The organism is Pseudomonas imrae (genome assembly GCF_046352735.2).
Lineage (GTDB): Bacteria > Pseudomonadota > Gammaproteobacteria > Pseudomonadales > Pseudomonadaceae > Aquipseudomonas > Aquipseudomonas imrae.
This window is the reverse complement of sequence record NZ_CP110853.2, coordinates 3,326,670-3,339,605: the sequence shown is the minus strand read 5'-3', so window position 1 is coordinate 3,339,605 and position 12,936 is coordinate 3,326,670. Positions and strand designations below refer to the sequence as shown.

Below are 12,936 nucleotides of genomic sequence, written 5' to 3'. Positions count from 1 at the left end.
AGAGGGGGCCAGGCAGTGGTTTCAGAGCTTCACCACCTGATGCACCTGCTCCCCACACAGGCGGGCATCGTTGATCATCTTTTCAAACGGCGCGCTGACAATGTCGTCGTGGCTTAGCCAGCGGACCTTCTGGGTCAGGCGGTAGTGATAGCGCAAGCCATCGTCGAGCGGTTCGCCCTTGAGCTCCAGGTCGTACCAGGGCGAGTGGATCTGGCAGCCCTGCACTGACTTGTCCATCTTGCCGCCGGTGAGGGTGAAACTGTAATCGAGGGTTAGCGGATTGCCCAGGTACAGATCGGCCAATTGCCCGTTGCGGCGGTAGTTGATCAGGTCATCCCAGTTGTCCTTCAGCGACTGGTCGGTGTAGACGTAGCCGTCGGCCAGTTTTTCCAGGGGTCGCAAGTCGGTCATGCTGGCCTTGACGGTGTAGGCCTCGGGGGTCACAAAAGCGGTGGCCGAGCGGGTCACCTGACAGTCGCTGATTTCGCTGCCGAAGTTGTCGCAGATGTTCTGGTCAGTGGCGGTAACGCCTTGCTCGCGGTCGGCGACGCTCAGTTGCATCAGCGGCAGTTGGCTGAAAGTCACCGTGGCACGGGTCGCGGCGTTGCCTTGTTGATCGAAGTGCACCTGCTTGTCCAGGCGAATGCTGGTTTCAGGGCGCTGCAGTGGGATGTGCTCTTCACGCACCTGGCCCTGGGCGTCATTGACCAGCACCCAGCGGTCCTGGATGTCGGGCATGGTCTGGCCCGGGGCGAATACCGGGTTGGTCGGGTCGAGCCACCACACCTGGCCCGCGACTTCTGCACGCACGATTGCATGATTCGGCGCGTTGGTGCCGGGAATCAGCAGCGACTCCACCACATCCCCGCGACTGACCCACGCGGTTTCGGCCTTGATTGCGCTGGCCTTGAGCATCGCGGTCAACAGGATCGCCAGGTCTTTGCAATCGCCGTAACCGTGCTGTTCGATCTCTTGCAGGCTGAAGGGTATATAGCCGCGATCCGAAGCGCGCCAATCGCCCAGGTAACGGTAATGATCGTTGATATGTTGCATCAGGCTCGCGACTTGTCGGGCGGGTGGCAACCCTTTGACTGCAGCAACGGCGGCGGCACTCTCGGCCGGCAGGCTGGCCGCCAGAATCTGGTTGTAGCGCTGGGCGAAGCCGCCAAAGTACTGCTGCACGTCAAGGGTGCTGCCCACCTCGATACGTGGGATCAGTCGGATGTAGGCCTTGCTCGATTCGTTGATGTAGTTGATGTAGACCGGGGTTTTTTGCTCAATATCCAAGGTCTTGCGATTGGCTGAAGGCGTGATGGTGAAATTATCCATCAATTCGCTGCGCCACTGGATCGGCCGCTCTGCGGTGAAGCGCGCCTTGACCCGATCACGGCGTGCGGCACTGGGGCCAAATTGCATCGCGTAGTGGAACTCGGTCATCAATGGTTTGGCGCCATGGTGTTCGCGCACGGTGTAGCGCACCTGAGTACCGACCCGCAGGTTTGGAAACGCCAGGGAAGTCTGTTTTTCCCGGGAAAAACCCTGGTCGGGATTCGGCGCGGTGCGCGTATCGATCTGCGCCTCGCCCAGCGGTCGTGGCTTTTCGCCCGGTTGAGTGGACTCGGCATGGAGCACTTCAAAGCCATCGACCTGGGCGTAGTTGAAGTCGATCCGCGACAGCATTTCACGGCCGCTTGGCTTGAGGATCGTATAGCGATACGTAGTGGTGCAATCGGTGCTGGCGTCACGATTGAAGTGGCAGTGCAGTTCGGTATCGCTGGCCAGCGGCGCTTCGGCCAGCGGCTGCAATGCGGCGGATACCGAGTGGCTTACGAGCCCCAGACTGGCGCAAATCAAAGGGCGATAAAACGTAGAACGGTACATGGGCGCCTCGGATGAAACATTGGAACAGATACCTGGGCAGGTATCCGGGAGGCGCGTGATGATAATTGATCGCAACACCGAAGGCCAGTATTGTCAGACAGTCAATGTCGATAAAAGGCCCGAGATAGAGCCTTTCATGATGTGGGAAGGGTCAGTTGGACAGCTCGAAATCGGCACTGCCCACGCGCTCGCCGTTCACCAGCACATGCACCGTGTGTTTACCGGGATAGTGTTTGCGGGTGGTCATGTCGCGAATGTGTTGCGTGCGTCGTAGCGGATGTTGTTCGCCTGCCTGCAGGGTAAAGGCCTTGAGCTTGAATACCTTGGCAGCGCTGTGCCCAGCGTTCTTGACGTAGTCGATGGCATAGTCCACCACCAACTTCTGCGGGGCGGCGGCGAGGGATTCCAGGGTAAACGACAGGTTGATGCGTTCGCCCAGGCGAATGACCGTTGGTTCGACGCAGAGCCGATGAATCTTCACCTCGGCCTTGGCACCGGCGCCCATGATTGTCAGCGCCCGGACATTGCCTTGCTTGATCAGGCTGCGTAACCCGTGACGAGCGATCCAGGCGGTATGAGGATGGTCCAGTTGCCAGCCTTCGAGCATGTCCAGCACCCAGTCCGGATGGTCCTTGGCGATGTCATTGAGGTGATTGGCCACGGACTTGCGCACATACAGGCTGCTGTCGGCCTTGAGGTTGTCGAGGATCGAGGCGCACAGGCTCGGATCGGCTTGCACCCGGGCCAGGCGAAACGACCAGGGCAAGCGGGGCCGCGAGCCTTCACTGGCGAGCCGGCGAACATGCTCGTTGTCATCCTGCGACCACTGTTGCATCACCGCCAGGGTGCGCTCGAAATCCTTGAGCAGAAAATGCCGTATGGCAAATTCGGCAGAGCCGAAGGTGGTGAAGTATTTCAGCGCTGCCATTGAGCGCTCGAAGTCATCCAGGCCGTGACTGGCCACATAGTGCGGCAGGAACAGGCTGACGAAACGGTTATTGAGGCGTGGAGCCAGGGCATACAGGTGCTCGAGGGTCTGGGGATAGTCCAGCGCGATGACGGCGTGCAGGCTTTCGCTGACGCGGGCCATGCGCTGCATGACTGACAGTTCGTCCAGATCCCGGCTGGCGTGTCTGAGAAAACCCTTGGCGTCGAACGGCGGATACACCGCACTCATTTGCGTGGCGATATGTTGCAGACGTTCGACGTTGAACATCTCCTTGAGGGCTGGTGCGCTTTGTTCGGTCATGGACAGTCCGCAGGGTTGAGTGGGAGTTGATTGAACGCTATCGACTATAGATACCAGCGATACTCCCGGGCATTGATTTCCTGCTGGAATGCCAGGTGGTCCTGGCGTTTGTTTTCGCAATACACGTCGACAAACTCCCCGCCCAGCCCTTCACGCAGGATGGGTTGCTGCTGCATGGCGCGCACTGCTTCAAGCATTTCGAGCGGGAAATCGCTGCCGCTGTCACGGTCCTCGTTCAACGGCGGGAAAGGTTCGCGGGTAGCGTGCAGGCCATGTTCGAGGCCGACCAGGATCGCCGCCAGCACCAGATAAGGGTTGGCGTCGGCGCTGGCCAGTCGGTGTTCGATGCGCAGGTTGCGCGGGTCAGACTCCGGAATACGCACACAGGCATCACGATCCTCATAACCCCAGCACGCCTTGGTGGCCGCGTTGACCGTGCCGCCGAGGCGCCGGAAGGCGTTGTGGTTGGGCGAAAAAATCGGCATGCAGTGGGGCAGCAGTTCCAGGCAGCCTGCAATGGCATGCCGCAACGGTTGTTGTTGGTGAGCCGCCAACAGGTTATTGCCCGCTGCATCGTAAAGGCTGACGTGAACATGCATGCCGCTGCCCGGATGTTGCAGGTAGGGCTTGGCCATGAAACTGGCGCGATAGCCGTGCTTGAGGGCCACGCCACGCGTGCTGCGGCAGAACAGGGCAGCCCAGTCGGCAGCACGCAGGCCGTCGTCGAGGTGGCCGAAGTTGATTTCGAACTGGCCCGGCCCCAACTCGGCGGTAATTACCGTGATGTCGATGCCCTGGGCCTGGGCGGTCTGCACCATGTCATCGAGCACCGGGGCGAAACGCGACAGCCGTTCGATGTGCAGCGTGGGCTGGTCGTCAAGGTCGTCGCTCAAAGGGTCGCGGGCAAATTGCGGCAGTCCGCCTTCGAGCTTTTTATCGAACAGGTAGAACTCCAGTTCAAACGCCACCACCGGGTGAATGCCCTTGCCGTGCAAGCGCTCCAGCACCTTGGCCAGGACTTCGCGGGGTTCGAACTCGATGGGCGCTTCGGTACCGTCGGAGGTGATCAACATCTGCCCCAGAGGTTGTGCTTCCCAGCTCACCGGTTTGAGTGTGCCGGGCACCAGGCGTCGGTTGGCGTCGGGGTCACCGTCGTTAAAGCAATAATCGCCGATCTTGAACAACCCGCCCTGGGTGCCCAGCAACACCGCGTTCTGCGGCAGCTTCAACGGGCTGCCGGCAGCGACCTTTTCGAGCATTTCCACCGGGTAGCGCTTGCCATAGAAACGACCTGGGATATCCAGGGAAATCAGGTCCACATATCGCACGTGCGGATGGTTCTGGCGAAAGCTGCGTACTTCGGCCAGCAGTGTGGAGGATTGGCTTTTCACGGGTGACGCTCCTTGGTGTGCCTCAGTTATAGACCCACAGCACGCGGGTTGGCAGGTCGGTCAGGTTGCCGTAGCGGCAATGGGCAAAACTGGCCAGGTGAAAACTGTCACCGGGACCGAGAGTGACCGCATCGGTTTCGTCCTCGACCCACAACGTCAAGTGGCCCTCAAGCACATAGCCGGCCTGTTCGGCACGGTCGCTCATGGTTTGCTCGCCGCTGTTGGCGCCGGGCTCCAGCAGGCTGTCGAGGATCGAAAACGCGCCCTGCATGCTTGGCGAGACCAGAATGTCGGTGATGCCATTGGCGTAATACACCGTGCGCCGCTCGTTCGGGCGGGTGACCCAACTCACCGCCTTGGGTTTGGGCAGGCTGTAGAAATAAGTAGTGGGCACGTCCAGCGCGTGGCTGATGGCGGTCAGGTCGGCCACCGTCGGGCGCGACAGGCCGCGCTCGACCTGAGACAGGAAACCCACGGAGCGCTCGATCTTTTGCGCCAGTTGCGCGAGGGTAAGCTTCTTGTGCTTGCGCAGGTCGTGGATCAGGATTGCCAGGGCGTCGAGTTCGGCTTGTTTGTCCATGGGGAGCTTGTGAAATTTTTATCAGAAAATTTCATGAAAAAATACATTATTAATTTCACGGATGCAATGGGAGGTCCGATGGAGGCTTTGGCTGCGCATTTGCAGGATCTTGAGCGAGAGTTGCATCAGTGTGCGACACGTAACGACGCGCAGCGTCTAGCCACCTTGCTTGCCGATGACTTTGTTGAGTTTGGCGCCAGTGGCCGTATCTGGGACAGCAAGGCGCAAGTCATTGCCGGGCTGAGCGATGAGGTCTTTGCGGCGCGCAGTATGAGTGATTTCGCGCTGAAGTTGCTGGCAGATGGCGTGGCGCTGGTGACTTATCGCTGCCATCGCGCGGCCAGTGACGTTCAAGCTGGGTCGGAGTCATTGCGCAGTTCGGTATGGCGCAACAGCCAAGCGGGTTGGCAGATGGTTTTTCATCAGGGCACACCGCTCGGTGGGCGTACCTCTTAGCCTGTGCGGTTACTGAGCGCTATTGCCTCGAGGCTACCCGGCTGATGGCAATCGTCGACTGCCGATGAATGATTTCAGGCGCTTACGGTCGGAACCTGGGTACAGATCATTTATTGAAGGAGTCTGCATGAAAGCAACGTCCCTGATCGCCGGCCTGCTGATTGCCGCGAGCCTGTCCGCCGCCAGCCTTACCGCCCAGGCCGAGGACAGCCCGCAAAAAACCGTGGAGCCTTCGAACATCAATACCCGGGACCTGAAAGTCGGCGACCGTGCGCCGGATATCCTGGTACGCAAGGAATCGGCCATCGGCGACTGGAAGCGGCGTGGCCTCAAGCAACCCTCCGAGGAGAGTCAGTGGGCCCGGGTCAACGACCGTTATGTGCTGGTGAAAATCACCAATGGCACCATCCTTGATATCACTCCTGCCAAGTAATGTGGCCAAGCGCGGTGAATGGGCCCGCCCCGTTCATCGCGCCTGAACGGTCTATTTAAAATTTACATGCGTGAATGCATAAAACAGCATTTTTTGCCGATCTTCCTAGGGTAAGGTAGTTGCGCATTCCCCATCCGCAATGGTTCGAGGGATGAATGCCTTTGGGGAAGAGAGCAGGATGCTGAGCACAATAAAAAACTATCCGCGCACCGTGAACCTGCTGCTGTCGGCCACGTTGATCCTGACCCTGGCCAAGGCGATCACCTTTCCCTACATGGTCATCTATCTGTCCAGCCACTTTGCCCTGGGCATCAGTGAAGTCGGCCTGGTCATTGGCAGTTCGCTGATTGTCGGTTCCCTGCTGAGTGTGTACGGCGGTTTTCTGGTGGACCGGATCAACAGCTATCGGCTGTTGCTGGGCTTGAGCCTGCTGTTCGTCCTGGGATTTTTCGGTACGCTGCTGGCCCGCGACCTGTGGCTATTTTATAGCTGCCTGATCCTGATCAACCTGGCCTATGCGGTGATCGACATCGCGGTCAAGGCCGGCTTCGCCAGCCTGTTGCCTATCGAGGCGCGCAGCGAAGTGTTTTCCATCAAGTACACCCTGACTAATATCGGTTACGCCGTAGGGCCGTTTTTTGGCGCGATGATCGCCAAGGCCGATATGAGCCTGCCGTTTGTATTGTCGGCGCTGCTGGGCCTGGGGTTTCTCCTGCTTTACTGGCGCTGGGGCGACCGCACGCTGGCCACCGTCGACACCACACAAAAGCCGGTGTCATTCCTGGCCGTCGGCCGGGTGTTGTTGCGCGACCATCGCCTGGTGTGCTTTACCATCGGCGGCTTGCTCAGTGCGGTGGTGTTCGGCCAGTTCACGGCGTACTTGTCCCAGTATCTGGTGACCACTTCGAGCGCGGAATACACCTACACCGTCATTAGCGCCATTCTGACTACCAATGCGCTGCTGGTGATCGCGCTGCAATATGTGATTGGTCGGCAAATATCCCACCGTCACCTGAGCCGCTGGCTGATGCTCGGGCTAGGCATGTTCCTGCTGGGAGTGATTGGTTTTGCGCTGTCCACCAGCGTGTGGTGGTGGGTGGCATCCATGGCGGTGTTCACTGTGGGCGAGATCATCGTGTTTCCAGCCGAGTACATGTTTATTGACCGAATCGCCCCGGACGCCCTGAGGGGCATGTATTACGGCGCGCAAAATCTCTCAAACCTGGGAGCAGCGCTGGGGCCGGTGTTATGTGGGCTGGTGCTGGCCAGCCTGCCGGCCCACTACATGTTTTACATGCTGGCGATGTTTATCGTGGGCGGTGGGATGTTCTACTTCATTGGGTCGTCGTTGCAGGCTCGCCAGTCAGAGTGAGCATGCCCATGGTGTTGCTTTGCAGCTCGTAACGCAGTTCATCGACCATGTTCGCGACGTCTTCTGGTGTCTTGAGCTTATTGACGCTGATGCCGGTGACCACCAAGTCCACGCGGCCACTATCGGCGTCGAACACTTTCAAGGTCAGTGAGGCATCGCGGCACAAGGTGAATTCGCAGGTCAACGGCGACAAGCCTTCTTCGATGCAGTTACGCAGTTGGGCAAGGGTAAACATGCCGTTCCCCTTCAACGACGACGCAATAACAGGCCCAGCAGCAAACCTGCGCCGGCCAGGATCGCAACGGTGGCAAGAGGCTTGCGCTTGGTGAAGTCACTGATGCTGTCCAGTGCATCGCCATAGGTTTGTTGCAGTTGCCCGGCTGCCTGGCGCGCAACTCCCTGGGCCTGGAGCTGTTCGTCACCGCTCAACTCGCCGAGGAAATCCTGTGCCTTGCCAGCCATCTTTTCGACGCTGCCTTTAATCTGTTCCTGTTTCATGGTTGTCTCCTTCAAGGGCAAAAAACGCCAGGGCACATGAACACAAGTCACGTGCCTACCCTTGAAGGTTAAGGAGTCTGCTGGTGTGCAATAAGGCGAATTTGCACTGGTCCTTCTAGTGCATATGCACCTTATTTCCCTGGTTTGGCTCGCCGTTCACCAGCAAACAGACCGCGTTCGCGCGCCCATACGATGGCGGCGCTGCGGCTGTGTACACCCAGTTTGGAATACACCGTGGCCACATGATTGCGTACGGTGTTGGGGGCCAGCTTCAGGCGCGAGGCGATCTCTTTGTCGGCCAGGCCTTCGCAAATCAGTCCAAGTACATCGCGTTCACGGGCGGTCAGGTCGGTGAAAGAGATATTGGGAAGGTTGGGGCTGTTGATGCTTTTGGCATTGGCGAGCTTTTCAATCAAGGTCTGACTGAACCACGAGGCGTCTTGCATCACCTCCTCGATGGCGGTCACCAATTCCAGCTCTGAGCGTTTACGCTCAGTGATGTTCATCATCACCAGTAAATAACAGGTGGTGTCTTGAAGTGTCACGGTGTCCGCCGACACTACGCAGTCAATCACCTCATTGCCTTTCTTGCGGATCTTGAGGTCCTGGCCTTCGAGGTTGCCGGCTTTCTCCAGGGTGGCGAACAGTTGCTCGCAGGTTTGTGCGCTGTCGATAAAGTCGATATCGGGAATGGATTTACCGATCAGCTCTTCACTGGTGTATCCGGTGATGTTCATAAAGGCTTCGTTGACATCCAACACTTGCTGGTTGTGTGCATCGCACACCAGGGTGGGGACGGGCGTCAGCCGAAAGGACTTGGCAAAGCGCTCCTCACTTTGGCGCAACGCGGTTTCGGCCTTGCGCCGGGGCTCCAGGTCCGTGAAGGAGAACAGCATGCAATCTTCATCGTTCATATCCAGCGGCTGGCCGGCGACGATCACCAGCTTGCTGCCGCCTTCGGGCAGTTTCAGCTCGGCCTGCATTTGTGGGATGGTCGAACCTTCGCCCAGGCGCTGAATCGCCAGTTCCTTGCGTTCGGCCTGTTCCAGCACATCCAGTTCATACACCGAACGACCGATCACCTGATCACGGTTGTAGCCGGTCATCTCCAAAAATCCCTGGTTGACCTTGATGTAACGCAGGTCGCTCAAGCGGCAGATCACGGCGGGCGCGGGGTTGGCATTGAAGGTTTTTTCGAAGCGCTGTTCGGCGCTGGCCCACTCGGTGGCGTCACTCAAGATCAGTACCAGCAGTTCCGGCTTGCCGGCGCTGTTGGTCAGTATCAGGCTGCGCGCGCGGTGGACCCAGGTCCGGTCGATATCGTTGGTAGGGGTGACGTCCACCACCACATCACTGAACTCCTCGCCGTTGGCGACCCGGCTCAATGGGTAGCTCTCCAGCGTCAGCGGATGATTGTTGCGATAGCGCAAGGTAAAGCGCTCGGCATATTCGCCTGTATTGGTACCCAGCCCGGCAATGTCCTCCAGGCCATGCATGGTCAGCGCGGCGTCGTTCGCCCAGAGGATGGTCTGATCGATCTCCGCGAGAATCACCCCCTCGGACAGTCCGGAAATGATCTGCTGCAATTGGCGGCGATTGGTTTCTTGGGCGAGAACGGCCTGGCTCATGGTTTCTCCGGGGGATTGGGCGCATGGAAATTACGACACCAGGGCGTCAGGATAGTGCAGGACGACTGCTTGCGTAGGGGTGCGAATGCACCAGATACGCTAGTGCATATGTGCCGAGACTGAAGGGTATAGCCCGGACACACTTGGGGCGTACTCACTCGTCAAAGGATCGATCATGACCACGCTATATGAAAGCAATCGTTCGCCGTTTCGCGTCTCCTGGGGTTCGGTATTGGCCGGTAGTGCAATTGGCCTGGTGACCTATCTGGTGTTGAGCGTACTGGGCACTGCCATCGGTGCCAGCGCGGTAGACCCGATGGAGGCCGGTAATCCTCTTAGCGGTTTCGGTACAGGTGCCGGGATCTGGTTGTTTGTGTCCACACTACTGGCGATTGGCATCGGTGCCTTTGTTGCCGGCCGCACCGCCCCCGATCGTGGTGGCCTGCATGGCGTGTTGAGCTGGACCATCACCACTTTGCTCACCACCTGGCTGCTGGCGGCGCTGGCTACCAGTGTTGTCGGAACCGCAGGCAGTGTATTGGGTAAAGGTCTGTCGGCCGCCGGCAGCGGGATCGCGGCCGTGGCGCCGGGGATCGGTGACAGCCTCAAGCAGCGGCTGGACGAAAAAGGTATCAGCCTGGATTGGAATAGTCTGCAAGGCGAACTGGACACCTTGCTCAAGCAGAGCGGCAAGGCTGAACTGGACCCGGCCAACGTCGAGCAGAAAACCGACCAGGCAGCGGCAGACGGCAAGCAATCAGCCACAGCTGCTGCGACCGATCCGGCCCAGGCCGCTGAAGAGCTCAAGCGATGGTTCGAGCGGGTCAAAGCCTCCGGTGAACCTGCGCTGAATGCGGCAGACAAGCAAGCGCTGGTCAATATCGTCGCTGCGCGCACCGGCAAGAGCCAGGCCCAAGCCAGCCAGATCGTCGAGAACTACGCCCAGGCTTACCAGCAGGCCATGCAGAAGGTTGAGGAGCTAAAAGCACAGGCCGAACAAAAAGCCCGCGAAGCGGCTGAAGTGGCAGCCAGGCAACTGTCCCGCGCGGCGTGGAGCACTTTGTTGATGTTGGTGTTGGGTGCGGCGTTGAGTTTTGGGATGGGCCGCATGGCCATCTCGACTCGTCGGGTGCCGGTGAACTAAGTACTGCATTGTTTTAAGTAGTGCAGATGTCGAGCCTTTAACCGGGCTCGGCATCGTTTGCGTAGAAGGCAGGCGGCATCCGGGCGCTATCTGTGCTCGCTGCCTGCAAGATTGTTCGACTGTTTGCCTGTTTGCCCTTGAATGGGTGCCGATCTCACTGGTACTGTATAAAAAACCAGTATTCGGTGCTTCCTCATGCAGTTGATCGAAAAGCTCAGCATCCTTGCCGACGCCGCCAAATATGACGCGTCCTGCGCCAGCAGCGGTGCGCCCAAGCGAAGCTCCGAGGGCAAGGCCGGGTTGGGTTCGACCGATGGTATGGGTATCTGCCACAGCTACACACCTGATGGTCGCTGCGTGTCGTTGCTCAAGGTGCTGCTGACCAACTTCTGCCTCTATGATTGCCAATACTGCGTCAATCGCCGCTCCAGCGACGTGCCGCGTGCGCGGTTCAGTCCGGAGGAAGTGGTGACACTGACCCTGGATTTCTACCGGCGCAACTGTGTCAGCGGGCTGTTTCTCAGTTCAGGGATCATCCGTTCCGCCGACTACACCATGGAGCAGTTGGTGCGGGTGGCTAGGTTGCTGCGCGAGGAGCATGACTTTCGCGGGTATATCCACCTCAAGACGATTCCCGAAGCCGACCCGGCGTTGATTGCCGAGGCGGGGCGTTATGCCGACCGCTTGAGTGTGAACATCGAGCTTCCAACTGATAAAAGCCTGCAGACCCTGGCACCCGAGAAGCAGATCGTCTCGATCAAGCAAGCCATGCAGACCATCTTTACCGGCGAGCAGACTGTACTTAACGAGCCGCGTGCGCCGCGGTTTGCGCCAGCGGGGCAAAGCACGCAAATGATCGTGGGGGCCGATGACACCGATGACAGCACCATCCTCCACGGTGCCGAAGCGCTGTACGGCAATTTCAAGTTGCGCCGCGTGTATTACTCGGCGTTCAGTCCGATCCCCAACAGCCCGAAAAGCGTGCCTCTGGCTGCGCCGCCATTGATGCGCGAGCACCGTTTGTACCAGGCGGATTTCCTGCTGCGCAGTTACGGATTCACGGCCAACGAGTTGTTCCAGGGGGCAGGGCACCTGGCACTCGATATCGACCCCAAGCTGGCCTGGGCACTGGAACACCGCGAGGTTTTCCCGCTGGATCTGAACCGCGCCGACGCAACGCTGATCGCACGGATTCCCGGGATCGGCTTGCGCACTACCGAGCGTCTGGTGGAGCTACGTCGCCAGCGCAGGATCCGCTTTGAAGACCTGGCGCGCATGCGTTGCGTCCTGAGCAAGGCCAAGCCGTTTTTCATCACCAGTGATTACCATCCCCAGCAGGCTGAAAGCACCAGCGTGCTCCTGCGTGAACAATTGCGTGATCGCCCTCAGCCTCAACAAATGGGGCTTTGGGGATGATCAGCCTGGAATGTGACAACCTTTTCAGCACCTGGCGCGAACAGGCACGCTGGCTGCTCAGTCACCAGATTGATCCCAGTCACGTCAGTTGGGGCAAGACGGAAGTTGCGGACCTGTTCGCCACGGATGAGCAGTATCCGGCGCACAATGGCCCGTTCCAGGCACGGATTCCCAAAGCGCTGCTGGAGTTGCTGGAAAGTGCTGCCTGCTACCACGGCGAACAGCGCTGGAGCCTGTTGTATGAGGTGCTTTGGCGCGTCAGCCATGGCGATCGCACGGCGATGATGGCCGGAGACCATTTGGGCAGTGAATTGCAGCGGCGAATCAAGCAGGTTCGACGGGAAGCCCATCACCTGCATGCGTTTGTACGCTTTATTGCACTGCCCGCAGCGGCAGGCCCCGAATTGCCCGAATACGTGGCCTGGCATGAGCCGGCCCACGATATTCTGCATAGCGCCAGCCAGCATTTTATCGGACGCATGGGCCGGCATCGCTGGATGATCGCCACGCCGTTGGACGGTGTGTATTACAACGGCGAACAGTTGATTCATCAGCGCCACTGTCCGCCGCAGTGGCAGCAATTGGCGCAGAACGTCGAGGATCCCCACAGCGTCATGTGGCTGACTTACTACAGTCATACCTTCAACCCGGCACGCTTGAACCCCAAGGTCATGGAAGGGCACTTGCCGAGTCGGTTCTGGAAGAATTTGCCGGAGGGCAAATTGATACCAGGTCTGATCAGCGAGGCACGTACCGGCAAACAGCGGGATGGACAGGCAAAGCTGATCGCTGAGCGTCCCGGCAAACGGATTTCAAGTGGGCACGGTTAAAACATGTGGGAGCTGGCTTGCCTGCGATAGCGGTGGGCCAGGCAAGCAAGTGTTGGCT

General features: G+C 59.0%; 13 protein-coding genes. 6 read left to right on the top strand and 7 right to left on the bottom strand.

Features of this window, described 5'->3' with window-relative positions:
• Positions 1 to 21: 21 nt before the first annotated feature.
• From OQ460_RS14845 to OQ460_RS14830, 4 genes are all read right to left on the bottom strand, one after another.
• Positions 22 to 1,881 (bottom strand): DUF3857 domain-containing transglutaminase family protein, encoded by a 1,860-nt coding sequence (locus OQ460_RS14845; RefSeq protein ID WP_410018207.1) that lies wholly within the window; start codon positions 1,879 to 1,881, stop codon positions 22 to 24.
• A gap of 151 nt (positions 1,882 to 2,032) precedes the next feature.
• Entirely contained in the window at positions 2,033 to 3,130 is a 1,098-nt protein-coding gene (locus OQ460_RS14840) for a DNA alkylation repair protein (RefSeq protein WP_410018206.1), read from the bottom strand.
• Positions 3,131 to 3,174: 44 nt separating this feature from the next.
• Positions 3,175 to 4,521 (bottom strand): glutamine synthetase family protein, encoded by a 1,347-nt coding sequence (locus OQ460_RS14835; protein ID WP_410018205.1) that lies wholly within the window; start codon positions 4,519 to 4,521, stop codon positions 3,175 to 3,177.
• Positions 4,522 to 4,543: 22 nt separating this feature from the next.
• Complete coding sequence (locus tag OQ460_RS14830) at positions 4,544 to 5,101, bottom strand: helix-turn-helix domain-containing protein (RefSeq protein WP_410018204.1); 558 nt, start codon at positions 5,099 to 5,101, stop codon at positions 4,544 to 4,546.
• Between the two features lie 78 nt (positions 5,102 to 5,179).
• Here OQ460_RS14830 and OQ460_RS14825 point away from each other — a divergent pair, with 78 nt between their 5' ends.
• The 3 genes from OQ460_RS14825 to OQ460_RS14815 all read left to right on the top strand — a co-directional run bounded on the left by OQ460_RS14825 (position 5,180) and on the right by OQ460_RS14815 (position 7,362).
• Positions 5,180 to 5,557 (top strand): DUF4440 domain-containing protein, encoded by a 378-nt coding sequence (locus OQ460_RS14825; protein ID WP_410040582.1) that lies wholly within the window; start codon positions 5,180 to 5,182, stop codon positions 5,555 to 5,557.
• Positions 5,558 to 5,684: 127 nt separating this feature from the next.
• The gene (locus tag OQ460_RS14820; RefSeq protein ID WP_410018202.1) at positions 5,685 to 5,990 is read left to right on the top strand and encodes an RcnB family protein; all 306 of its coding nucleotides are present in this window, start codon (positions 5,685 to 5,687) and stop codon (positions 5,988 to 5,990) included.
• A gap of 178 nt (positions 5,991 to 6,168) precedes the next feature.
• Positions 6,169 to 7,362: an MFS transporter gene (locus OQ460_RS14815; protein ID WP_410018201.1), complete on the top strand. Its 1,194-nt coding sequence runs from the start codon at positions 6,169 to 6,171 to the stop codon at positions 7,360 to 7,362.
• On the opposite strand, the gene OQ460_RS14810 is transcribed toward OQ460_RS14815, so the two are convergent.
• From OQ460_RS14810 to OQ460_RS14800, 3 genes are all read right to left on the bottom strand, one after another.
• Positions 7,325 to 7,597: a DUF1652 domain-containing protein gene (locus tag OQ460_RS14810; protein WP_410018200.1), complete on the bottom strand. Its 273-nt coding sequence runs from the start codon at positions 7,595 to 7,597 to the stop codon at positions 7,325 to 7,327. The two genes, OQ460_RS14815 and OQ460_RS14810, sit on opposite strands and share 38 nt — an antisense overlap.
• A gap of 11 nt (positions 7,598 to 7,608) precedes the next feature.
• A complete protein-coding gene (locus OQ460_RS14805; protein WP_410018199.1) occupies positions 7,609 to 7,860 on the bottom strand; it encodes a CsbD family protein in 252 nt (83 codons plus the stop codon).
• 131 nt (positions 7,861 to 7,991) lie between these two features.
• Positions 7,992 to 9,488: a PAS domain S-box protein gene (locus OQ460_RS14800; protein WP_410018198.1), complete on the bottom strand. Its 1,497-nt coding sequence runs from the start codon at positions 9,486 to 9,488 to the stop codon at positions 7,992 to 7,994.
• Between the two features lie 175 nt (positions 9,489 to 9,663).
• On the opposite strand from OQ460_RS14800, the gene OQ460_RS14795 reads away from it, so the two are divergent.
• The 3 genes from OQ460_RS14795 to OQ460_RS14785 all read left to right on the top strand — a co-directional run bounded on the left by OQ460_RS14795 (position 9,664) and on the right by OQ460_RS14785 (position 12,878).
• On the top strand, positions 9,664 to 10,632 hold the full coding sequence (locus tag OQ460_RS14795) for a hypothetical protein (protein ID WP_410018197.1): 969 nt from the start codon (positions 9,664 to 9,666) through the stop codon (positions 10,630 to 10,632).
• Between the two features lie 195 nt (positions 10,633 to 10,827).
• Entirely contained in the window at positions 10,828 to 12,048 is a 1,221-nt protein-coding gene (locus OQ460_RS14790) for a putative DNA modification/repair radical SAM protein (protein ID WP_410018196.1), read from the top strand.
• Complete coding sequence (locus OQ460_RS14785) at positions 12,045 to 12,878, top strand: TIGR03915 family putative DNA repair protein (protein WP_410018195.1); 834 nt, start codon at positions 12,045 to 12,047, stop codon at positions 12,876 to 12,878. The genes OQ460_RS14790 and OQ460_RS14785 overlap by 4 nt, the downstream gene beginning before the upstream one ends.
• The last annotated feature ends 58 nt before the right edge of the window (positions 12,879 to 12,936 follow it).

Coding starts and splice junctions, on each gene's coding strand:
- OQ460_RS14790 (WP_410018196.1), top strand. CDS start 10,828: ATGCAGTTGATCGAAAAGCTCAGCATCCTTGCCGACGCCGCCAAATAT.
- OQ460_RS14785 (WP_410018195.1), top strand. CDS start 12,045: ATGATCAGCCTGGAATGTGACAACCTTTTCAGCACCTGGCGCGAACAG.
- OQ460_RS14810 (WP_410018200.1), bottom strand. CDS start 7,597: ATGTTTACCCTTGCCCAACTGCGTAACTGCATCGAAGAAGGCTTGTCG.
- OQ460_RS14815 (WP_410018201.1), top strand. CDS start 6,169: ATGCTGAGCACAATAAAAAACTATCCGCGCACCGTGAACCTGCTGCTG.
- OQ460_RS14845 (WP_410018207.1), bottom strand. CDS start 1,881: ATGTACCGTTCTACGTTTTATCGCCCTTTGATTTGCGCCAGTCTGGGG.
- OQ460_RS14820 (WP_410018202.1), top strand. CDS start 5,685: ATGAAAGCAACGTCCCTGATCGCCGGCCTGCTGATTGCCGCGAGCCTG.
- OQ460_RS14825 (WP_410040582.1), top strand. CDS start 5,180: ATGGAGGCTTTGGCTGCGCATTTGCAGGATCTTGAGCGAGAGTTGCAT.
- OQ460_RS14805 (WP_410018199.1), bottom strand. CDS start 7,860: ATGAAACAGGAACAGATTAAAGGCAGCGTCGAAAAGATGGCTGGCAAG.
- OQ460_RS14800 (WP_410018198.1), bottom strand. CDS start 9,488: ATGAGCCAGGCCGTTCTCGCCCAAGAAACCAATCGCCGCCAATTGCAG.
- OQ460_RS14840 (WP_410018206.1), bottom strand. CDS start 3,130: ATGACCGAACAAAGCGCACCAGCCCTCAAGGAGATGTTCAACGTCGAA.
- OQ460_RS14830 (WP_410018204.1), bottom strand. CDS start 5,101: ATGGACAAACAAGCCGAACTCGACGCCCTGGCAATCCTGATCCACGAC.
- OQ460_RS14795 (WP_410018197.1), top strand. CDS start 9,664: ATGACCACGCTATATGAAAGCAATCGTTCGCCGTTTCGCGTCTCCTGG.